This window comes from Phycicoccus jejuensis (assembly GCF_000720925.1).
GTDB lineage: Bacteria > Actinomycetota > Actinomycetes > Actinomycetales > Dermatophilaceae > Phycicoccus > Phycicoccus jejuensis.
The window spans coordinates 164,016-184,537 of the sequence record NZ_JOEE01000002.1 but is presented as its reverse complement, the minus strand read 5'-3'; the positions used below and the strand labels follow the sequence as shown (position 1 = coordinate 184,537).

The 20,522-nt window shown below is 71.3% G+C and carries 18 protein-coding genes and 1 tRNA gene; 13 read left to right on the top strand and 6 right to left on the bottom strand.

The features are described 5' to 3' along the window. Positions 1 to 55: 55 nt before the first annotated feature. Positions 56 to 1,927 (bottom strand): acyl-CoA dehydrogenase, encoded by a 1,872-nt coding sequence (locus IG69_RS0104790; RefSeq protein ID WP_030527033.1) that lies wholly within the window; start codon positions 1,925 to 1,927, stop codon positions 56 to 58. A 179-nt stretch (positions 1,928 to 2,106) separates the two neighbouring features. Between IG69_RS0104790 and IG69_RS0104785 the strand changes: the two genes are divergently transcribed. From IG69_RS0104785 to IG69_RS0104770, 4 genes are all read left to right on the top strand, one after another. Further along, positions 2,107 to 3,081 (top strand): ADP-ribosylglycohydrolase family protein, encoded by a 975-nt coding sequence (locus IG69_RS0104785; RefSeq protein ID WP_051750231.1) that lies wholly within the window; start codon positions 2,107 to 2,109, stop codon positions 3,079 to 3,081. A gap of 50 nt (positions 3,082 to 3,131) precedes the next feature. Continuing rightward, positions 3,132 to 3,674, top strand: a complete 543-nt coding sequence (locus IG69_RS0104780; RefSeq protein WP_030527031.1) for a hypothetical protein — start codon at positions 3,132 to 3,134, stop codon at positions 3,672 to 3,674. A 119-nt stretch (positions 3,675 to 3,793) separates the two neighbouring features. Then, a complete protein-coding gene (locus IG69_RS0104775) occupies positions 3,794 to 5,725 on the top strand; it encodes a glycosyltransferase family 2 protein (protein WP_030527030.1) in 1,932 nt (643 codons plus the stop codon). Continuing rightward, complete coding sequence (locus IG69_RS0104770) at positions 5,722 to 7,665, top strand: DUF6541 family protein (protein WP_030527029.1); 1,944 nt, start codon at positions 5,722 to 5,724, stop codon at positions 7,663 to 7,665. Before IG69_RS0104775 ends, IG69_RS0104770 begins: the two co-directional genes overlap by 4 nt. Before the next feature lie 45 nt (positions 7,666 to 7,710). Here the strand turns inward: IG69_RS0104770 and dacB are convergent, their stop codons facing one another. Beyond that, positions 7,711 to 9,018 carry a D-alanyl-D-alanine carboxypeptidase/D-alanyl-D-alanine endopeptidase gene (dacB, locus tag IG69_RS0104765; RefSeq protein WP_030527028.1) on the bottom strand — a complete coding sequence of 436 codons (1,308 nt, stop codon included), beginning with the start codon at positions 9,016 to 9,018 and terminating at the stop codon, positions 7,711 to 7,713. A 723-nt stretch (positions 9,019 to 9,741) separates the two neighbouring features. Continuing rightward, a complete protein-coding gene (locus IG69_RS23250; protein WP_425414797.1) occupies positions 9,742 to 10,410 on the bottom strand; it encodes a DUF3885 domain-containing protein in 669 nt (222 codons plus the stop codon). 260 nt (positions 10,411 to 10,670) lie between these two features. On the opposite strand from IG69_RS23250, the gene IG69_RS22030 reads away from it, so the two are divergent. Together IG69_RS22030 and IG69_RS22025 are read left to right on the top strand one after the other, a co-directional pair. Beyond that, positions 10,671 to 11,456 (top strand): hypothetical protein, encoded by a 786-nt coding sequence (locus IG69_RS22030; RefSeq protein WP_157577357.1) that lies wholly within the window; start codon positions 10,671 to 10,673, stop codon positions 11,454 to 11,456. A 2-nt stretch (positions 11,457 to 11,458) separates the two neighbouring features. Next, complete coding sequence (locus IG69_RS22025) at positions 11,459 to 11,992, top strand: hypothetical protein (RefSeq protein ID WP_157577356.1); 534 nt, start codon at positions 11,459 to 11,461, stop codon at positions 11,990 to 11,992. A gap of 140 nt (positions 11,993 to 12,132) precedes the next feature. Here IG69_RS22025 and IG69_RS0104750 read toward each other — a convergent pair whose 3' ends face one another. Next, the gene (locus tag IG69_RS0104750; RefSeq protein WP_030527026.1) at positions 12,133 to 12,486 is read right to left on the bottom strand and encodes a hypothetical protein; all 354 of its coding nucleotides are present in this window, start codon (positions 12,484 to 12,486) and stop codon (positions 12,133 to 12,135) included. Positions 12,487 to 13,089: 603 nt separating this feature from the next. Between IG69_RS0104750 and IG69_RS22020 the strand changes: the two genes are divergently transcribed. Beyond that, complete coding sequence (locus IG69_RS22020) at positions 13,090 to 14,355, top strand: hypothetical protein (RefSeq protein ID WP_157577355.1); 1,266 nt, start codon at positions 13,090 to 13,092, stop codon at positions 14,353 to 14,355. 8 nt (positions 14,356 to 14,363) lie between these two features. Then, positions 14,364 to 14,639 (top strand): site-specific integrase, encoded by a 276-nt coding sequence (locus IG69_RS0104745; protein ID WP_051750229.1) that lies wholly within the window; start codon positions 14,364 to 14,366, stop codon positions 14,637 to 14,639. Between the two features lie 91 nt (positions 14,640 to 14,730). Here the strand turns inward: IG69_RS0104745 and IG69_RS0104740 are convergent. After that, positions 14,731 to 14,804, bottom strand: a tRNA-Gly gene (locus IG69_RS0104740). Positions 14,805 to 14,900: 96 nt separating this feature from the next. On the opposite strand from IG69_RS0104740, the gene dcd reads away from it, so the two are divergent. After that, complete coding sequence (gene dcd, locus IG69_RS0104735; protein WP_030527024.1) at positions 14,901 to 15,476, top strand: dCTP deaminase; 576 nt, start codon at positions 14,901 to 14,903, stop codon at positions 15,474 to 15,476. 179 nt (positions 15,477 to 15,655) lie between these two features. Further along, positions 15,656 to 16,405: an alpha/beta hydrolase gene (locus IG69_RS0104730; protein ID WP_084696583.1), complete on the top strand. Its 750-nt coding sequence runs from the start codon at positions 15,656 to 15,658 to the stop codon at positions 16,403 to 16,405. On the opposite strand, the gene IG69_RS0104725 is transcribed toward IG69_RS0104730, so the two are convergent. Continuing rightward, positions 16,368 to 17,774, bottom strand: coding sequence for an MFS transporter (locus IG69_RS0104725; RefSeq protein WP_030527022.1), 1,407 nt, complete (start codon positions 17,772 to 17,774; stop codon positions 16,368 to 16,370). The genes IG69_RS0104730 and IG69_RS0104725 overlap by 38 nt on opposite strands. A gap of 105 nt (positions 17,775 to 17,879) precedes the next feature. Between IG69_RS0104725 and IG69_RS0104720 the strand changes: the two genes are divergently transcribed. Genes IG69_RS0104720 through IG69_RS0104710 form a run of 3 tightly spaced genes read left to right on the top strand, consistent with a single transcriptional unit; the run spans position 17,880 to position 20,447 of the window. Further along, entirely contained in the window at positions 17,880 to 19,022 is a 1,143-nt protein-coding gene (locus tag IG69_RS0104720) for an ABC transporter ATP-binding protein (RefSeq protein ID WP_051750228.1), read from the top strand. A gap of 1 nt (position 19,023) precedes the next feature. Beyond that, complete coding sequence (locus IG69_RS0104715) at positions 19,024 to 19,671, top strand: ABC transporter permease (RefSeq protein WP_030527020.1); 648 nt, start codon at positions 19,024 to 19,026, stop codon at positions 19,669 to 19,671. Further along, on the top strand, positions 19,668 to 20,447 hold the full coding sequence (locus IG69_RS0104710; RefSeq protein ID WP_084696582.1) for an ABC transporter permease: 780 nt from the start codon (positions 19,668 to 19,670) through the stop codon (positions 20,445 to 20,447). Before IG69_RS0104715 ends, IG69_RS0104710 begins: the two co-directional genes overlap by 4 nt. Positions 20,448 to 20,522: the final 75 nt, after the last annotated feature.

The following is a 20,522-nucleotide window of genomic DNA, read 5'->3' as shown; positions in this document are numbered from 1 at the left end:
GTGCTCCGGGCAGGCGCGCCGGGCCCGGGGTCGGGGGATCGCCGGGTGGGGCGGGTCAGAAGGCGGACTCGGGCACGTCCATGAGGTCGTTGTCGCTGGCCTCGGCCATGGCCCGCTCGGCGGAGAGGCGGGGCAGGACCTGGCGGGCGTAGAACTTCGCCGCGGCGACCTTGCCCTCGTAGAAGTCCTTCTCCCGGCCCTCGGCGCCGGCCTCGAGCGCGTCGAGCGCGACGGCGGCCTGGCGCAGCAGCAGCCACCCGACGACGAGGTCGCCGGCGCCGAGCAGGAGGCGGGTGGTGTTCTGCCCGACCTTGTAGAGGTTGGGCAGCTCGCCGCCCTGGCGCGGGTCGGACTTCATGAGCTCGCCGACCATGTAGCCGAGGATGCCCTGGACGTCCTCGACGCCCTGGCCGAGCAGCTCGCGCTCGCGGTCGAGGCGCCCGCCGTTGAGGCCGAGGTCCTTGGCGAACTCCTGCATCTGCGTCGCGAGGTGGGTCAGCGCCTGGCCCTTGTCGCGGACGATCTTGCGGAAGAAGAAGTCCATGCCCTGGATGGCCGTCGTGCCCTCGTAGAGCGTGTCGATCTTCGCGTCGCGGACGTACTGCTCGACGGGGTAGTCCTGGAGGAAGCCGGAGCCGCCGAAGGTCTGCAGCGACTCGGTGCCGAGCAGCACCCAGGCCCGCTCCGAGCCCAGGCCCTTGACGATCGGCAGCAGCAGGTCGTTGACGCGGTTGGCGACGTCGGCGGCCGAGCCCTTCTCGAAGGTCTGCTCGCCGGTGGTCAGCACGTGCTGGTCGACGACGTCCTGCTGGCTCGCGGTGAAGAGCACGAGCGCGCGCAGGCCCTCCGAGTACGCCTTCTGCAGCATGAGCGAGCGGCGCACGTCCGGGTGGTGCGTGATGGTGACGCGCGGCGCCGACTTGTCGGTCATCTGCGTGAGGTCGGCGCCCTGGACGCGCTGCTTGGCGTACTCGAGCGCGTTGAGGTAGCCGGTCGAGAGCGTGGCGATCGCCTTGGTGCCGACCATCATCCGCGCGTTCTCGATGACGTGGAACATCTGCGCGATGCCGTCGTGCGCGTCGCCGAAGAGGGTGCCGACGGCCGGCTTCTCGCCGCCGAAGGTCAGCTCGCAGGTCGTCGAGACCTTCAGGCCCATCTTCTTCTCGACGTTGGTGACGTAGACGCCGTTGCGCTCGCCGAGCTCACCGGTCTCGAGGTCGACGGCGTACTTCGTGAGGATGAACAGGCTGAGGCCCTTGGTGCCGACGCCGGCGCCCTCGGGGCGGGCGAGGACGAAGTGCACGACGTTGTCGACCATGTCGGACTCGGCGCTCGTGATGAAGCGCTTGACCCCGCTGATGGTCCAGGTGCCGTCCTCGTTCTGGGTGGCCTTGGTGCGGCCGGCGCCGACGTCCGAGCCGGCGTCGGGCTCGGTGAGCACCATCGTGCAGTGCCAGCCCTTCTCGACGATCCAGCGGGCGAGCTTCTTCTGGTCGTCGTTGCCGATGAGGTACAGCAGCTTGGCGAAGGAGTAGGACGCGGCGAACATCGCGAGCGCGGGGTTGGAGCCCAGCAGCATCTCGTTGGCCGCCCAGCGCAGGCTCGGCGGGGCGACGGTGCCGTCGAGCTCGGCCGGCAGGTCGATGGCCCAGAAGCCGCTCTCGCGGTAGGCCTCGACGGACTTCTTGAACGACTCCGGCATCGTGACGGCCTGCGTCTGCGGGTCGTAGACCGGCGGGTTGCGGTCGGCGTCGGCGAAGGACTCGGCGAGCTCGTGCTCCGAGAGGCGCGCGATCTCCTTGAGCATCTCGCGGGCGGTGTCGGCGTCGAGGTCGGCGTAGGGGCCGCTGCCCAGGACCTCGCCGCGGCCGAGCACCTCGAAGAGGGTGAACTCGATGTCGCGGAGGTTGCTCTTGTAGTGACCCATCGTGGTCCTCCCGGGGACGTCGCAAAGTGAGCGCTTGCTCACCAGTGTGCTACCAGCGGGTAACCGACGCAACCACCGGGTGGGTGAGGGCCGTCTCGCCCGTCCGGCGGATCCCCGTCGGCCTAGGGTGACGAGACGTCGCGGCCGCCCGGGGTCGCCCGGCACCGGAGGGAGCGCGGATGGTCACGGCCGAGCAGGACGCGGACGGGGTCGAGCGCGCCGTGGGGGCCCTGCTCGGGGTGCACGCCGGCGACTCCCTCGGCGCGGCCGTCGAGTTCTCCTCGCGCGAGGAGATCCGCGCCCGGTACCCCGACGGGCTGTGGGACGTCGTCGGCGGCGGGCCGTTCGCGTGGCCGGCCGGCCACGCGACGGACGACACCGACCTGACCCGGGCGGTGCTGCTGGCCCACCTCGAGGGACCGGACGACGTCGTGCGCGCCGCGTCCGACCACATGCTCGACTGGTTCGAGGGGCGCTGGCCCGGCCGCACCCCCGGCATCCCGCCCCGCGACGTCGGCGGCGCCACCCGGACCGGCCTGACGCGCTACCGCGCCTCGGGCGACCCCCGCCGTGCCGGCTCGGGCCCCGGGCAGGCGGGCAACGGCTCGCTGATGCGCTGCCTGCCGACGGCCCTCGCCGAGCGGGACGCCGCGCGCCGCGTCCGCCTGGCCGTGGAGATCTCGGCGGTCACCCACGACGACCCCCGGTGCACGGCGGCCTGCGCCGCGTACGTCGAGGTGGCGGCCGCGCTCGTCGACGGCACCGGGGCCGCCGACGCGGTGGCCGCAGGTCTCGCCACCGCGCAGCGGCTCGGCGTCGACGGGGTCGTCGAGGCGTTCGCGGACGACGGGCGGCCGTCGGTGGCCGACCTCGCCGAGGCGCGCGCGCGGCTGGCCGGCGACGGCGGCGGGTACGTCCTCGACTCGCTGCGCATCGCCCTCGCCGCCGTCCTCGATCCCCGTCCGCTCGAGCCCGTGCTCGTCGACGTCGTGCGCATCGGCCGCGACACCGACAGCAACGCCGCCATCGCCGGCGGCCTGCTCGGGGCGCGCGACGGCGCCACGGCCGTGCCGGAGCGCTGGGTCAGGCTGCTGCAGTTCGCCGACGAGTTCGCCGACGGCGCACGGGAACTCTGGGTCGGTCGGCGCGGCTGACGCCTGCGCGCCAGCCGCGACAGCGCGGCGCTGCGGGGCATACTCGGGGCGTGAGCACCGCGGACGTCCTCGCCGAGGCGCGCCGGCTCGTCGACGACGGCCGTGCGTGGAAGGCCCGTGACCTCCTGCTCGAGCACGCCGAGACGGACGCCGACCCCGAGCTCCTGCGCGTCCTCGGTCACGTCCTCCACGGGATGGGCGACCTGCCGCGGGCCGGGGCCATCTGGTTCGCCGCCGGCGTCAAGGGCCCCGAGGCCGACGACGCCGTCGCCGCGTGGCGCGAGCAGTCCGGCGACGACTTCGTCGCGATGTGGCGCGCCCTGCCGGAGCCGGTGCGCGAGGAGCCGCGCGCGCCCCGCATCGAGGCGCTGCGCACCAAGGCCCTCGTCGCCGACCCGAAGCTCGACGCGCCGCCGGAGCCGCTCGTGCGACCGGGTGAGCTGACGGCGCCGGACGCCGAGAAGACCTGGGACGACGACGAGGCGGGCGGCGTGGACGGCGCCCAGGTCATCGGCTGGATCCTCGCGGCGCTCTTCGTCGTGTGCGCCGTCATCGGCATCGTCACCGTGCTCGGCTGGGTCGTCCCCAGCTGACCTCCGCGCGGCGGCGTGGAGGCCCTCGGCCGGGGCGCACGGGCTGTTAGCGTGTCCGGCGTCCGCGGCGCGGACGGCACCTCGCGCCCCCCTCGGCGCGAGGTCGGGACGGAGGACGAGTGCAGCCCCAGGTCAGCGTGGTCGTCGCGGTGTACAACCCCGGCGAGAACATCGACGGGCTCGTCGACAGCCTGCTGACGCAGACCCTCCCCGCCGACGCCCTCGAGGTCCTCTTCGTCGACGACGGCTCGACCGACGGCACCGCCGAGCGGCTGCAGGAGGTCGTCGCGACCCGCCCGGGATGGTCGGTGACGACGATCCCGAACTCGGGATGGCCCGGGCGCCCCCGCAACATCGGCCTCGACCGCGCCACGGGGGAGTACGTCTTCTTCGCCGACCACGACGACGAGCTCCTGCCCGAGGCGCTGGAGCGGATGCACGCCCTCGGTCGGGCCAACGGGTCGGACGTCGTCTACCCCAAGCTCGTCCGGCCCGGGCGCCCCACCCCGTACTGGTCGCTGGCCCGCGAGACCCTCCCGGTCGCGGACCCGCTGGGCGACGTCCTCACGTCCCGGACGGTGCACAAGCTCTACCGGCGTCAGTTCCTCCTCGACTGCGGGGCCCGCTTCCCCGAGGGGCGCGTCCGGCTCGAGGACCACCACTTCAGCTCGCAGGTCCTGCCGCGCGCCCGGGTCGTGTCGGTCGTGGCGGACTACCCCTGCTACCGGTGGATCCACCGCGGCGACGGCTCGAACAACTCCACCGCGGCCGTGTCCGCCGAGTCCTACTGGGGCCACTACACCGAGGTCCTCCGCGTCGCCGAGCGGGTGGCCGGCCCGGGCCCCCTCCTCGACCGCCTGCGACTCGTCGCGATGGCGCAGGCCTTCTCGCGGCTGTCCCCGGCGGAGTACCTCGAACGCCCGGAGGAGAAGCGCCGCGCGCAGTTCCGGGCGGTGGGAGACCTGGTGCGCGAGCAGTTCCCCGCGGACCTCGACGACCGGCTGCCCGTCCTCAAGCGGATGCGCGTGCGTGCCCTCCGGGCCGGGGACGAGGCGCGGTTCGAGGCCGTCCAGCGGCTCCGCGCCCGGATCACCTTCGGCGTCGGGCTCGCCGAGGTGCGGTGGGACGGCGAGCGGCTGCACCTCGTGCTCGGGGTCGCGCTCGACGACGTGGACGGCGCCCCCTTCCTCCTCGGGCGGCACGACGGCGACCTCGTCGTGCCGGACGTGCCCGGGGCCGACGTCACCTTCCCGGTCGACGAGCGACGCCTGCTGCCCGACGACCTCGGCACGGCCGAGGTGACGGTGCGGCACCGGGCCGCCGCGACCGAGTGGCCGGTGCCCACGACGGTCCGGCTCGAGCAGCACGACGTGGGGGAGGGGGTGGCCCTGCGGATGCACGTCGAGGCCGACCTCGACCCGGCCATCGGTGGCTTCGGGGCCCCGCTCGAGGACGGGACGTGGTCGGTGCTCGTGCGCGTCCAGCTCCTCGGTGAGTCCCTCGCCGTCCCGCTGCCGGCGGACGGGGCGTCCGCGCTGCCGATCACCGGGTGCGACACCTCCGGGCGGACCGCGGCCGTGACCCGCCTCGGGAGCGGCGCCCTGGCGGTGCGGCTGCCCGCCCCGGCGGCCGCGCCCGAGGTCCGCCGCGCCACCTGGGACGGTGACCGGCTCTCCCTCGACCTGCGGGTGGCCGACGGGGTCGACGCCCGTTCCCTGACCGTGCGTGACCGCGACGGCGCCGACAACGGTGTCGTCGAGGTGGTGGAGGGTCGCGCCGTGGTCCCGGTCCGCGGCACGTCCGTCGGCGACATCCTCGACCTCCACCTCCACGAGGGGCCGCCGGCGGACCCCGGGCCGGGCCGCCGCCTGCGCTTCGGTGACGCCGTCGTCGAGGACCGGCCGCCCTACCGGCTCTACCGCACCGAGTCCGGCTTCTTCTCCGTCAAGCACGTCTCGTCCCCACCGGCCCCGCGCTCGCGCCTGCGCCGCGCGCTGTCCGCCGTCACGCGGCGCGAGCCACAGGAGCGACAGGAGCGGCACGGCGGATGACGGCGTGGTTCGGTGCCCTGCCGGTCCTCGTCGTCGCGGGGTTGGTGTGCGGCCTCCCGGGGTGGGTCGCGGGCCGGCTGCTCGGCCTGCGCGGGCTGCCCCTACTCGGCCTCGCCGGTCCCCTCGGCGTGGCCGTCACGGGCGTCGGGGCGGTCGTGACCGAGCTGGTCGGGCTGTCGTGGACCCTGCCCGTCGTGGCGCTGACGGTCGGGGTGGGCTGGGTGCTCGCCGCCCTCGTCGGGCTCCTCCTGCGCCGCGCGTTTGCAGCCGTCTCCGGTGGTGACGCCGACGGCCGGCGTCTCACGGCCTGGGGGTGGGTCGCCTCCGCCCTCGGGCTCGTCGCGGTCTCGGTGCCCGCGATGTGGGGGATGGGGCGCCCGGACGGGCTGCCCAACCAGCCCGACACGCTCTTCCACCTCAACACGATCCGGCTGGTGCTCGAGACCGGTGACGGCTCGAGCCTGCACGCCGGGGCTCTCCACTCGCCGGCGGGGACGGGCTTCTACCCCGCGGCCTTCCACGACCTCGTGACGGTGGTCGTGCGCCTCACCGGGACGGACGTCCTCACGGCGGCCAACGCCGTGGCCCTCGTGGCCGCTGCCGCCATCTGGCCGACCGGGTGCGTCCTCCTGGCGCGTCAGGTGCACGGCGCCGCGCGGCTGCCCCTCGTCGTCTCCGCCCTCGTCGCGGCCTCCTTCAGCAGCTTCCCGTTCTGGATGATGGGCTACGGCGTCCTGTGGCCCAACCTCCTCGGGTACGCGATGGTGCCCGCCGCCCTCGCCTGCGCCCTGGCCGTCCTCGGGCTGGGCGACGCGATGGGTCGCGTCCGCGGGCTCGTCGCCGGGCTGGCGGTGCTGGCCGGGACGGCGCTCGCCCATCCGAACGCGCTCGTCGCGGCCCTGCTGCTCGCCTTCGTGGTCCTCGCGTGGCCGCTCACGGCGTGGGTGCGGCGCTCGGGGCGCGCGCATCCGGTGCTCGCCTCGCTCGCGGTGCTCGGGTACGCCGCGGTCCCGGCGTTCTGGGCGGTCGGGCCGTACCTCACCCCGGTGCTCGCGAGCGTCGCCGCCCCCAACGTCTACCGGGAGATGACGCCGGCCCGCGCCGTGGGGGAGGCGCTGCTCGCCTCGCCCCGCTCGTGGCCGGCGCAGTGGACGGTCTCCGTCCTCGTCGTGGCCGGGCTCGTCGTGCTCCTGCGGCAGCGCCGTGCCCGGTGGACGGCGCCGGTGCTCGGCGTGCTCGTCGGCCTCTACGTCGTGTCGGTGTCCTACCCCGGCAGGCTCGGCGGGGCCATCACGGGGTACTGGTACAACAACCCGCCGCGCCTGGCCGCGCTGCTGCCGATCATCGGCGTCGTGCTCGCGACCGCGGCGCTCGTGGCCGGTACGCGGCGGCTCCAGCGCACGCGCCTCGGCCGGCGGGGCTGGCCGGCGGCGCTGGCGGTGGGCCTGGTCTTCGTGGTGCTCACCTCCGGCAACTACCTGGCGGACAACGCGCAGCGGGTGCGTGACTACTACCAGCCGACGAAGCGCACGGACAGCCTGCTCACCGCGCGCGAGGCGAGGAGCCTCGAGGAGCTGGCCCGGTCCATCCCGCGGGACGGCGTCGTGGCCGCCGACCCGTGGAACGGCACCTCGCTCCTGTACGCGCTGACCGGGCGGGAGGTGCTCTTCGCCTCCGAGAAGACGCGCATCACCCCCGACCGCATCCTGCTCGCGGACCGCCTCGACGAGGCCGCCACCGACCCCGCGGTGTGCGCGGCGGCCGAACGGGCCGACGTCCGGTACGTCGTCACCGGCGGATCCCCCTTCCACGAGGACCGGCACGGGAGCCGGACCTTCGACGGGGTCGACGGCGTCCCGGACGCGACCGGGTTCGAGCGCGTGACGGCCGTCGGGCCGTTCACGCTCTACCGGCTCCTCCCGTGCCGCACGAGCGGGTGAGCGGGGCGGTGTCCGACGGCCGGGCCCGCCGGCGTGGGGGTGGCGTCAGGAGCAGCCGTTGACGGTGGCGGCGAGCAGGTCGAGGCCCTGCTTGAGCGCGGTGCTCGAGGTCCGCCCGTTGACGATGAACGCGAAGACCTTGATGCGACCGTCGGGGTCGCGGGTGTAGCCGGCGAGCGAGGCGACGTCGCTCAGCGTGCCGGTCTTGGCCCAGACCTTGCCGGCGGCGCAGCGGGAGGCGCTGCTCGTGAACCGGTCGTATTTTGCGGCGAGGGTGCCCGTGCGGCCGGCGATCGGCAGGCTGCGCGAGCTGCGCATCGGGGCGAGCTCGGCGTGGCTCGAGTCGACGGCGCGGTCCATGACCGTCGCGAGCTGCTGCGAGCTGATGCGGTCGGAGCGCGAGAGGCCCGAGCCGTCGTACATCGCGCCGACGGACAGGCCGGCCTGCTGCAGCACGCGCGTCTGGGCGGCACGGGCGCCGGTCCACGTGGCGTCGCCGCCGGCGGCGCGGCCGACGAGCTTGTGCAGCGCCTCGGCGATCTCGTTGTCGCTGACCAGCAGCATCCGGCCCACGATGTCGGTCAGCGTCGCGCCGTCGGACGACGCGAGGGTCTCGGCGCCGGAGCGGACGTTCTCGCGGCCGGCGTACGTGGCGGTGAGGCCGCGCGCCGTCAGGCGGGAGGCGACGTAGGAGCCGACGTCGGCGCTCGTGTCGGCCACGTCGCGCTGGTCGCGCACGAGACCGCGGACCGGGGTGATGGAGTCGGGGACGTAGCTGGTCTTCCACCCGGGAGCGAGCGTCGGGGTCGGGAAGACGTCGTCGTCGACGTAGACACGGACGCTCGTGCGCCCCCGGGCCTTGAGCGTGGTCGCCGTGGTCGCCGCCATCGCGTCCAGCGCGGCGCTGCTGAGCAGCGGGTCCCCGCCGCCCTCGACGACGACGCGGTCGACGGCCGAGCCCTGCCGGACGCTCGTGCGGAACCGCTTGTCCGGGCCGAAGACGGTCAGGGCGTTGTGCGCGGTCACGAGCTTGGCGGTCGAGGCGGGCAGCTCGGTGGTGGTGCCCCTCAGCGACCAGATGCGGGTGTTGGACTCCGCGTCGATCACGGTGCCGGAGAACGCCGTCCCGAAGGCGGTCGTCGTCACGCGCTGCGTCAGCTTCGTGCGCATCCGCTGGTCCGCGGCCGAGAACGTGTAGCCGCTCGCGGCGACCGGCACCGGGCGCGGCGTCGTCGACACCGGCGTGTACGGCCGTGGTGTCGTCGCCCCGGACGCGGTGGCCGGCGCGGCGACGAGGGCCGCACCGATGGCGACGGCGGTCAGCAGGCGGGTGGGGCGGAGGGCTGGGCGCATCGCGCTCTCCATCGTGACGTGCGGTCAGGAGCGGCCGTCAGCCCCTGCCGCCGCGGTCGGCAGGAGGCTAACCCGCCGCCTCCCGCCCTGTCCTGCGAAACGGAGCCGGCCCCGCCGAAGGGCCGATCGCTACCGCCCGGCGCACGCCCGTCCCGCACATCCCGCACATCCCGCAGGTGCGGGGTTATCGCCGTCCGATCGCCGGGCCGAGCACAAAAGGCCCGCACGTGCGGGGTTGTCGCTGTCAGATCGCCGGGCCTACCGCGATGAGCCCGCACGTGCAGGGTTGTCGCTGTCCGATCGCCTCGCCGACCGCGATAAGCCCGCACGTGCGGGATCGTCACGGGCCGGTGGAACGCCGAAGGCCCGGGCGCTGCCGCGTCCGGGCCTTCGTGAGGGAGCCGATGACGGGAATCGAACCCGCGTGTCCAGCTTGGGAAGCGAGCGGACGGGTCCTGCCGGGCGATGATCACGCACGGCTGCAGTCGCTTTGGTGGTGCCTGATTGGTGTGTTCTGGAGGGTGATTGGGCACGATTGGGCACGCGGGCAGGGAGAGCCACCGATCCGTAGCGGAGCAGGGGAGCCGGCCGGAGTGGTTGGGTCAAGGGTGGCCGCAGGTCATCGCGCAGCGACGCGGAGCGCCCTTGATGCGGCCCGGAGGCGGGCGGAGAGTGGAGCGAAGGGTCGGCGGCTCCTCACCTCACGACCTCTGGTTGTGGCGCTCAGGTGGCGGAATCGTCGTCCGGAAGCCACGGAGCGTGCCGAGCGGCCAGGGATGCCCGTTGCTCGGTCGAGCGAGCGCACACGTCTGCTCCCCCGTCGTAGGGGCAGTACAACCAGGCCAGCGACTTTGCGGTCAGGACGAAGCGTCCCTGGTAGTCGGCGGCAGCGCGGAGCAGCGCATCGAGCTCGTCTGGGGTCAGTCCTTCCTGCACCCAGCAGTACATGGGGGCGGTGGTGTCGTCCTCGTCGACGAATCGCCTCCATGCCCACGCGTTGGGCACTTGTCGGCGCGCCAAGCCCGTTGCGAGGTCTCTGCGACCCCAGTCCACGGCGATGACCACCAGTGCCGCCAGATCTGCACCGTCGAGCAGTTCCTCGATCACAGTGCAGTGCCTACGGAGGATCTCCGCGTACTCGTCTTCCGTCTCGGCGTACCGCTTGCCCTGAGGCAGGCTGTGGAATCGAACCCACCGGCCACGGCCTTCGTCACGTAGGTCCCAAGGGAAGGGGAGGTTGCCACCCCACTCGCGGTCCCAGGCTTCCGTTAGTCGAAGAGCCCGCTCGCTGCGATCGGGCCGGCCCGAGTCCCCAGCCAGCCCACGCAAGCGGAGGACTCGCCAGCGGAGCCCCCGGCGAGCGGAGGCCGCGGCGTCGCGGATCGGGGCCACGAGTGAGTCGTGGGCAACGAGCGGGGTCACCCGGCGGAGGCTAGTCCTTCGGGGTCTATCGCGACCGCGAATTTGCTGGGCGTGGGGTGCGACGGGGGTGCGCGGAGGGCGCGAAGCGCCCGGAGCGCGGGGGTCCCTGTCGCGGGGCCCCGCGCCCGCGCGCCGGAGGCGCGCCTTGAGTCAGTAGAGAAAGTCCTCGCGGGCGCCATCCATACTCGCTGGAGGTTTCCCTGCGTAGCCCGCTAGTGCAAGATGCCTGCATGGGGGACGACGGGGCGCCGGGCAGAGAGTCGCCGGAGGAGGCAATCTCCTCTGAGCTGCTGCTAAAGCAGTACGAGATGCTGCTTGATGCGCCTGAGGACTGGAGGCGTCGCGCCGCCACGGCAGCGGGTCTGCTGTCCGCCGGCGCGGCTGCGTTGCTGGGAGGGCTTTTGCTCAGCCCGAATCGGGATCTGCCGTCCGTGGCGCGCAACTTGAGTTTAGTCGCGGCTTTTTTCTATCTTTTGGCTGTCCTCTCCTTCTTGTACTCAGCAACGAAGCCCCCAGTCCATATTGCTGTGGACGTCGATACGCAGAAGCTGGCAAAGCAGACTCGGCGCGCGCGCATTCAGCGAGCCTTTGAGCGAGCGCGGAGTTGGCGCAAGTCTGGTGACAGCTCACGTGTTGATGACTCATTGAACGGAATGATCGAGCCTCGCCTCTTGGCGCAGACAATCCGGGATGAGATTGAGATCGAGGTTAAGCCGCTACGGCGGGGCGTTCAGGCTGGCGGTTGGTTTGGCGGATTGGCGATGGCCGCGACCGTCGGTAGCATTGCATCTCTTGTTTTGCAAGGCCCCACGATGGCGCGAGTCGACATTACGTCGACTGAGCTGCGGGCGGAGCTTCAGAAGCGATGCGGTAAGTTTAATGCTTCAAGTCTGATTCAGATTGATGAATTTACTGCGCAAACGGCAAGCGTAACCATCCCGAGGGCTTTGTGTGGATCGGCGCCCGTGCGCGTCGTTCTCCCTTCTCAGGACGTGCTTATCCGACCGGATAACTAGACGTGGCACGAATCAAGGTAGTGTTAAAGACCTCCACCTCGGCGCCGTCCGCCCTGTCCGCCTTCTATGAAGGTGTCGAAGGGGCACAAGAACAGCTGAACGTTCCTATTGATGTGGTTCGCCCTGGTGATGGATTAGGTGACACCGAGGGGTGTGCAATATGTTTCGTCGTTCTTATGAATGTCAGGAGCGCTGTCCAGCGAGAGCGCGAAATTGTGCAAGAGGCGCTGTTCTTGGCCGAATCTATCGATGCCATCTCGCTGTTGATCGTGGCCGCACCCCTCTCACCTTTCGAAGCAAACCAGGCGACGACAGATGTTCTAGGTCGAGACGTGCCCGATAGTGTTGCAGTTGATGGGGTTCTGGATATGCCACAGTTCGCTGGATCGGTGAGAGTGCATTTGGTGGATGTTCTTGGCCGCCTAGTTCCACAGACGGGCATGGTGGAATCAACACAAGAGCAAGCACTTGAATATGCACGCAGAGACGAAGCGGGTTCCGCACCGCGGCTCGCGTACGTCAGGAGGCTAAGTTGAATCTCAACTGGGTAGTTGCCGTGGTGTCGCCGCGGGACGTCGCCGTACATCCAAACTTTGGGGAGCCCAGGTACTCAGCGCCCCGCGCACTCGCTTCTCGTCTGCGTGGATGGGACTTTGCTGTTCGCGACATGCCAGAGTCACTTTTTCCCGATACGAGTGCTGACTCGCACGACCTCTTGTCTGCCAGCGTGTCGGCCTTCGGTAGCGCCGAAGAGGGTGAAGCACAAGAGACGTTGCGTCGGCTCGCTGCGTCGTCTGATGATCTCGCCCTGGCAACCGTCGCGTGCCTGTTCTTCGCCGTCAGTCAGGCCGATTCCGACAACTATCGCCAGGTCCTCGATGGGCTTCACGAGCATGCGCGGAGATTGAGCGAGTCCAAGGAGGAGCCGGGAGTCCGTATCCTTCAGGCCCTTGTTGATCTGCAGCTGGCGCTGCGGACCTCCGAGGTCGGCGGCGGTGGCGAGGATTTCGCCCAGAGTGCGTCCGCTCACCTGGCAGGGGTCGGTTGGAGGGAGTTGGGCGCCCTCGACTTGAGCCCTGGCGTTGGGTGGACCTCACGACGGGCCTGGCTCCGCGTGAAGGCGGAGCTCGAATCCACGGCCTTGGGATACACATCGACGCTAGATCCATTCAGTGACAATGGCAGATGGCGTAGAGTAATTCGGCAAGAGTCTCCAGTTGTGCGCGCCGAGTTTGTTATGCGAGGCGCCGACGGGATGGAGAACTTTTTGGGGGAAGCATTCGACCGCGTTACTAGAGATCCAACTTTTGTCTGGGGCGGCTCGGATAATGTCGAGACTCCACTCGTTAACGAGCTGATGCACTATGAATTGATTGGATCACGGTCTGCAGCACCTGCTCGTAAGGACCTAGGGCGTATGCGACTACTGCGCCAAGAAGTTCACGGTCCCTTGGATTCGCTGCGACTGCTTCGTCAATCGCAGGACTCGAAGGCTTTCACCAAGGGTGCTCGCTACTTCTGGGCCCACGGCCCGTTGTCAACGCTCCAGGAGGAAGCCACGGCAGTTGTCTATCGACGGCCGATCGGCTGGTGGCGAGATGTAGACGTAGATGCTCTCGCCCAGGGGGCTGACGTGCTGCCGAAGTCGGCAGCCATGGCCGGTTTTGAGAGAGCCTGTGACTACGCGGTGACTGCGGTGACTAACCCGAGCGCCCGGTTCCACATGAACGTGCTCATGGATGCCCTTGCTGGACTCGCTAGAACAGCGCGTGTGCAAGCGCAGCTCGGGTCATTGATCCTCGGATTCATCAGCAGTGGGCCGCAGGATCAGATGCTGATGAATGCTTACGCCGTTGCTCTTCGATCAATCGATTGGGAGGTCATAGGCGAAGTTGACAAGGAGGAGTGGCGTCGATGGCTTGCGGGTGCGCCCGCTACTGCGGAGTATGACTCGGTTAGGCTCGCATTGTCCGCTGCAATCCGGGAACCTCAGAATTCCGCAGAGAGAGGCGTTTCCCTTACGGAGATCGCGGCAGAGTTGAACGCCACGGTGCGTTTCCCAGATGTCAACATTTCTCAGGTTCGTGTTGCCGAGATGTCTGAGGCGTTGATCCGAGATATGGAGGAGATACGCCACAACGCCGCAAAGGGGATGTCTGGTTTTGGTGGTTTAAGTTCCCCGGAGCTGGCAGCAATGCTCGTGCTCGAGTGCCCCAACGAGCCTCTGTGGCAGAGTATCGCGGAGTTCTTGAGGGATCGCAAGGTGGCTCGCGATTTAAAGATTCCCGCGCTCGAGCGGTTTGCGGCCGACCCCGAGAAGGTGGATGCGCAATTCGTCAAGACGATGCAGTCCCAGTATGACGAACTGACTAAGAGTGCGCCAATGCGTCTGTCCAATGACAGTGACGACTCGATATTTGCAGATGCCGTCACATTCGCAGCAGCGATTGGAATAGTTCCACCGGAGCGGACTTTGTCAGACGTATCTCTATTGGCGTCTGACCCTGCTCCCAGGACGCGGGTTGAAGCGGCGAAGGCGCTCCGCGGTGTCGCGCGGCGCTCGGGTCTCACGCCTCTCTGGAGCGTGGCTCTACTGGTTCAGCTGTGCCGCGATCGGGACGCAACGGTCCGTGCCCACGCCGGTCAGGGGTTGGCATTGGCCAACGTCGACGGACTTGGCATGACAAGGCTTCAGAATCAAGTGCTCGATGAGCTATTGAGAGACCCGGGAGTGCTGGTGCCACTTCTCGTGGTCCAAGGACTCGACTTAAGGTGGCACGACGACAGCGCGCGCAGTTCAGACCTTCTGCGAGCTGTCCAGCGAACGGGAGAAGAGTCCCTCTCTCACCTCGTGCGAAGCGCGGCTGATCACGCGCTGCAGACTGCGCGGGTGAAGTAAGTGGGCCGGTGCGGGGCAACACCCTGCACCGGTCGAACTGGACCTCGGTGTGGGCCGCGGCCCGGTCGGCGGCGGACCTGGACCCGCGCGTGCATCTGCACGACCTGCGCAACACCTGCAACCACTTCGCCGCCGCGTCGGGGGCCAGCACCCGCGAGCTGATGCACCGGATGGGTCAAGCGAGCATGCGTTCGGCGCTGATCTACCAGCACGGGACGGCGGAGCGGGACGCCCGCATCGCGGCGACCCTGGACCAGGTCTTCAGCGGGGGTTCGAGGCGGTGATTGGGCACGCGGTGGGCACGCGAGGCGCTGGCTGCGCCATCCGGGAAAGGGGGTCGGTCGGCCTCATTGGGCCTGACCTGCGGTGACGCGGTGGAGCCGATGACGGGAATCGAACCCGCGTGTCCAGCTTGGGAAGCTGGCGCTCTACCATTGAGCTACATCGGCGTGCCGGGTCGAGTGACCTCCCCGGCGCCCGGGAAGTCTAGCCCACCACCGCAGCCGCCTCGCACCCGGTCCCCCCCGTCCCGGTAGCCTGACCGCGTGCTCCTCTCCGACCGTGACATCCGCGCCGAGGTCGACGCCGGTCGGGTGGCCCTCGACCCGTGGGACCCGGCGATGATCCAGCCGAGCAGCGTCGACGTCCGCCTCGACAAGTTCTTCCGGCTGTTCGACAACCACAAGTACCAGGTAATCGACCCCGCGCAGGACCAGGCGGACCTCACCCGCCTCGTCGAGGTCGACGCCGAGGAGGGCTTCGTCCTCCACCCCGGCGAGTTCGTCCTCGGCTCGACGCTCGAGACCGTGAGCCTGCCCGACGACCTCGCGGCCCGCGTCGAGGGGAAGTCGAGCCTCGGCCGCCTCGGCTTGCTGACCCACGCGACGGCCGGCTTCGTCGACCCGGGCTTCACCGGGCACGTCACGCTCGAGCTGAGCAACGTCGCGACGCTGCCGATCATGCTGTGGCCGGGGATGAAGATCGGGCAGCTGGCGTTCTTCCGGCTGACGAGCCCCTCCGAGAACCCCTATGGCTCCGAGGCCTACGGATCCCATTACCAGGGCCAGCGAGGCCCGACGGCCAGCCGCAGCTTCCAGAACTTCCACCGCGCCGACGTCTGAGTTGTCTCACCAGGTGGCCATCCGGTGAGACGGAGGGTGCCGAACACCCCGCGACACGCCGATCTTCGCCCGTCCTGCGTGCGGAATCGGTCGTCACGGGGTACGCATCGTGGGTGCGGCTCTCCGTCCGTCCCTGACCCACGGCTGGACCCGCCCGACCCGCAAGGGGGGAACGAACGATGTACGAGCGCGCCACCCACGCTCGGCCCCGCGCGGCCGCCCGCGCCTCCCGCACGCCGCGCACCCCGGTGCGCCGTCCCCGCCGACGCACCCTCGAGTCCCTCCTGCTCGCGCCCGACGGGGGTGGCGGCGCACGCCTGCGTGGCCACGTCCCCGACCGGCCGAAGGCCCTCGTCCTCGTGCTGCACGGTGGTCGCGAGAAGAGCCGCGCCAAGGTGACGCGCTGGCAGCTCGCCGTCCTGCGGATGCTGCCCTTCGCCGGCTCGCTGCGTCGCGGGCTCGGTGACCAGGTCGCGGTCGTCCGTCTCACCTACCGGGTGCGCGGCTGGAACGGCCACGCCGCTGACCCCGTCGTCGACACCCGGTGGGCGCTCGAACGCATCCGCCGCGTCCTCCCGGGCGTCCCCGTGGCCGTCGTCGGGCACTCGATGGGTGGCCGCGTCGCGCTGACCGTCGCCGCGGACGCCGGCATCGCGGCGGTGGCGGCCCTCGCCCCGTGGGTCGAGGGCGACCTGCGCGCCCCGCGCGACGGCCGACCCGTCCTCCTCATGCACGGCTCGGCGGACCGCACGACCGACCCGCGGCGCACCGCGCTCGTCGCGGAGCGCTGGCAGGAGTTCGGTGTCCCCGTCACGTGGGTCCGCGTGCCGGGGGAGCGCCACGCGATGCTGCGCCGCGCCCGCCGCTGGCACGACACCGTGACGGAGTTCGTCAGCGGCGCGCTGCCGGTCGCAGACCGAGCCAGCTGACCGCCGCTCCGGCCACGAGCAGGCCGGCGCACCAGAGCATCGCCGAGCGGTAGCCGGCGGTCATGGCGACGGGGTCGAGGTAGTCCTCCCCGGCGAGCCCGACCACGCCGGGCAGCGCCGCGACGGCGAGCAGCGACCCGGCCCTGGCCACCGCGTTGTTGACTCCGCTCGCCACCCCGGCGTGCCGGTCGGGCGCGGCGCCCAGCACCGCGGCCGTCAGCGGCGACACCAGCCCCGCGAGGCCGAGGGCGAAGACGACCATCCCCGGCAGCACGTCGAGCCACCCCGCGGAGGCGTCGACCCGCAGCAGCAGGAGGCTGCCCGCGGCGCACAGCAGCGGGCCGACGGTCATCGGCAGACGCGGCCCGATGCGCTCCGCGAGCGCCGCCGACCGCGACGACAGCAGCATCATCACCACGGTCAGGGGGAGGGCCGACATGCCGGCGGTCAGCGCGCTCCATCCGGCCACCTGCAGCTCGAGCACCACGAAGAGCGTCACCGCGCCCAGCGCCCCGTACACGAGGAGCGTCATCGCGTTGGCCGCCGAGAAGACGCGAGAACCGAACAGCGACAACGGGACCAGCGGATGGGCCGAGCGTCGCTCGACGACGACGAAGCCCACGGCCGCGGCCGCCACCAGCGCCCAGCACCCGACGAGGAGGGCGGGCGGCAGCGTGCCTGCGGCGGTCAGCGCGTAGGTCGTCGCTCCGAGCGCGAGCACCGTGAGCACCGCGCCGGCGACGTCGAAGCGCCGGCCGGCGGCACCCGGGTCGCGGCTCTCGGGGACGCGTCGACCCGTGAGGAGGACGACGGCCACGCACAGCGGCACGTTGACCGCGAACACCCAGCGCCACGAGGCGTGGTCGACGAGCCAGCCGCCGACGAACGGCCCGAGCGCGGCGGCGACCCCCGAGACGCCGGCCCACGTGCCGATGGCCGCCGCGCGGTCCGCCGGGCGGAACGTCGTCTGGATGATGGCGAGCGCGCCCGGCGTCAGGAGGGCCGCCCCGACCCCCTGGAGAACCCGCAGCCCGACGAGCTGGAGCGGGGTCTGCGCCACGGCGCACGCCACGGACGCCAGCGCGAACCACACGACCCCGACCTCGTAGACGCGCCGCCGACCCCAGCGGTCGCCGAGCCCGCCGCCGACGAGGACGAGGGAGGCGAGGGCCAGCAGGTAGCCGTTGACGACCCACTGCAGCTGCGCGAGCGAGGCCCCGAGGTCGGCGCCGATCGTCCGCAGCGCGACGTTGACGACGCTGCCGTCGAGGATGGCGACCCCGGTGCCGAGCACCAGCCCGGCCAGCACCAGTCGTCCCTGCGCCGAGCGGCGGTCGAGGTGCTCGTCGGCGGGGACGGTGTCGGTCACGCCCCTCACGCTAGGTGGCGCCGTGGGTCTCGATCCGGTCTCGGTCCGTCGAACGTGCGTCACCGCGGGGCGTCCACCTGCGGGTCCGCGCACTAGGGTCGACGGATGATCCGCTTCGACGGCGTGACCAAGCAGTTCCCGGACGGCACGGTCGCCGTCGACGACCTGAGCCTCACGGCCCCGACGGGCAAGATCACCGTGCTCGTCGGGCCTTCGGGGTGCGGCAAGACGACGAGCCTGCGGATGGTTAACCGGATGATCGAGCCGACGAAGGGGTCCATCTCCCTCGACGGCCAGGACACGGGCCGGATGAAGCAGTCCGAGCTTCGGCGCGGCATCGGCTACGTCATCCAGCACGCCGGGCTCTTCCCGCACCGGACCGTGCTCGACAACATCGGCACCGTGCCCCGGCTGCTCGGCTGGGACCGCAAGCGCACGCAGGAGCGCAGCCGCGAGCTGCTCGAGCGCGTCGGGCTCGACCCCGCGCTCGGCGACCGCTACCCGGCACAGCTCTCCGGCGGGCAGCAGCAGCGCGTCGGCGTCGCCCGGGCGCTCGCGGCCGACCCGCCCGTCATGCTCATGGACGAGCCGTTCTCGGCCGTCGACCCCATCGTCCGCGACCAGCTCCAGGACGAGTTCCTCCGCCTCCAGGACGAGCTCGGCAAGACGATCATCTTCGTCACGCACGACATCGACGAGGCCATCAAGCTCGGCGACCAGGTGGCCGTCCTGCGGGTCGGCGGGCAGCTCGCGCAGGTCGCCGAGCCCTCGTACCTGCTCGCCCACCCGGCCGACGACTTCGTCGCGGACTTCGTCGGCCGCGACCGCGGCTACCGCGCCCTGCAGTTCCAGCCGACGCCGCGGCTGCCGCTGCGCTCGGAGCGCACCATCGTCCTCGGTGAGCAGCCCGCGGCCGGCAGCGGCGCCTGGCTGCTCGTCGTCGACGAGCAGCGCAAGCCGCTCGGATGGGTCGAGCCGGCGCGCATCGGCTCCCGGGGCGTCGAGGACGCCGACCTGCACCGCGGCGGCACCGTCGCCCGGGCGGCCGGGACCCTGCGCGGTGCGCTCGACGCGGCACTGTCCTCGCCGTCGCGGCGCGGCGTGGTCGTCGACGACAGCGGCGTGCTCGTCGGCACGGTGCTCGCCCACGAGGTGCTCAGCGCCATCGAGGACACCGACCGGCCCGAGCGCGACGAGGAGGACCCCGTGCACGGCGGGGCCGTCGCCCTCGCGGAGGACGGGGCCTGAGGTGGACTGGCTCGCGTCGAACTGGCGCACCGTCATCGACCTCGCGGGGCAGCACCTCTACCTCGCCGGGGTGCCCCTGCTGCTCGGGCTCCTGCTCTCGCTGCCGCTCGGGTGGCTGGCCAAGCGCTGGCGCGGCGCGTACCCGGCGGTCGTCACGACGAGCGGGCTGCTCTACACGATCCCGTCGCTGGCCCTGTTCATCATCATGCCGATCGTCCTCGGGACGAAGATCCTCGACCCGGTCAACGTCATCGTCGCGATGACGGTCTACACGGTCGCGCTGCTGGCCCGCACGGTCGCCGACGGCCTGATATCGGTGCCCGACCACGTCGAGCAGGCCGCGACCGCGATGGGCTACCGGGGGCTGCGCCGCCTCGTCGGGGTCGAGCTGCCGCTCGCCGTCCCGGTCATCGCGGCGGGCCTGCGGGTCGCGGCCGTGAGCAACGTGAGCATCGTCAGCGTCGCCTCCCTCGTCGGGGTGTCGCAGCTCGGCTCGCTCCTCGTCGACGGGTGGCGGCGCATCATCTGGGGCGAGCTCGTCACCGGCATCGTCGCCTGCCTCGTGCTGGCGCTCCTGCTCGACGGGCTCATCCTGCTCGGCGCCAAGGCCCTGACTCCGTGGCGGCGCGTGGCGGGAGGTGCCGCGTGATCGGCTCCCTGCTCTCGTGGCTCACCGACCCGGCCAACTGGTCTGGCTCGGACGGCATCCCGACCCGCCTGCTCGAGCACCTGACGTACGCCCTCATGACGATGGTCATCGCGGCGGCCGTCGCGCTGCCGCTCGGACTGTGGATCGGCCACAGCGGGCGGATGCGCTGGCTCGTCACCGCGACGAACGCGGCCCGCGCCGTGCCCACGCTCGGCCTGCTCTTCGCCGCCTCGCTGCTCGTGGGGCCGGTCCTCAAGGGGGATGCCGCCTACCTCGCCCCGAGCATCGCCGTGCTCGTGCTGCTCGCCGTCCCGCCGCTGCTCGCCGGCACGTACGCGGGCGTCGAGGCCGTCGACCCGGCCGCGCGCGACGCCGCCCGCGGGGTCGGGATGACCGGGTGGCAGGTGCTGCGCCAGGTCGAGCTGCCGTGCGCGCTGCCCCTCGTGATGTCCGGGCTGCGCACCGCCGTGCTGCAGGTCGTGGCGACCGCGACGATCGCCGCGTACATCGGCCTCGGCGGGCTCGGGCGCTACCTCGTCGACGGCATCGCCCTCGGTGACTACCCCCGGGCGGCCGGCGGCGCGCTGCTCGTCGCGCTGCTCGCCATCGCCCTCGAGGGGCTGCTCGCGCTGCTCCAGCGGCGTCTCGTCTCGCCCGGTCTCACCGGGCGCGGGCGCCGTGTCGGTGGGTCACGAAACGATGACGAATCCGTCGCCGCGGAAGCAAACGCCCGGACGGCTGTTGCTCCGGGTGGGAGGCCGGGTACGAGCTCCTGACCCGACCTGCCCCGAGCCCATCCGGACGCCGCGAGCCGGCCTCCCCCATCCCGTGCACCACCGACCACACACCGG

Bases quoted from the DNA above. Each gene is read 5' to 3' on its own strand.
- IG69_RS22030 (WP_157577357.1), top strand. From the start codon at position 10,671: ATGGGGGACGACGGGGCGCCGGGCAGAGAGTCGCCGGAGGAGGCAATC.
- IG69_RS0104720 (WP_051750228.1), top strand. From the start codon at position 17,880: ATGATCCGCTTCGACGGCGTGACCAAGCAGTTCCCGGACGGCACGGTC.
- dacB (WP_030527028.1), bottom strand. From the start codon at position 9,018: ATGCGCCCAGCCCTCCGCCCCACCCGCCTGCTGACCGCCGTCGCCATC.
- IG69_RS0104770 (WP_030527029.1), top strand. From the start codon at position 5,722: ATGACGGCGTGGTTCGGTGCCCTGCCGGTCCTCGTCGTCGCGGGGTTG.
- IG69_RS0104730 (WP_084696583.1), top strand. From the start codon at position 15,656: ATGTACGAGCGCGCCACCCACGCTCGGCCCCGCGCGGCCGCCCGCGCC.
- IG69_RS0104785 (WP_051750231.1), top strand. From the start codon at position 2,107: ATGGTCACGGCCGAGCAGGACGCGGACGGGGTCGAGCGCGCCGTGGGG.
- IG69_RS0104790 (WP_030527033.1), bottom strand. From the start codon at position 1,927: ATGGGTCACTACAAGAGCAACCTCCGCGACATCGAGTTCACCCTCTTC.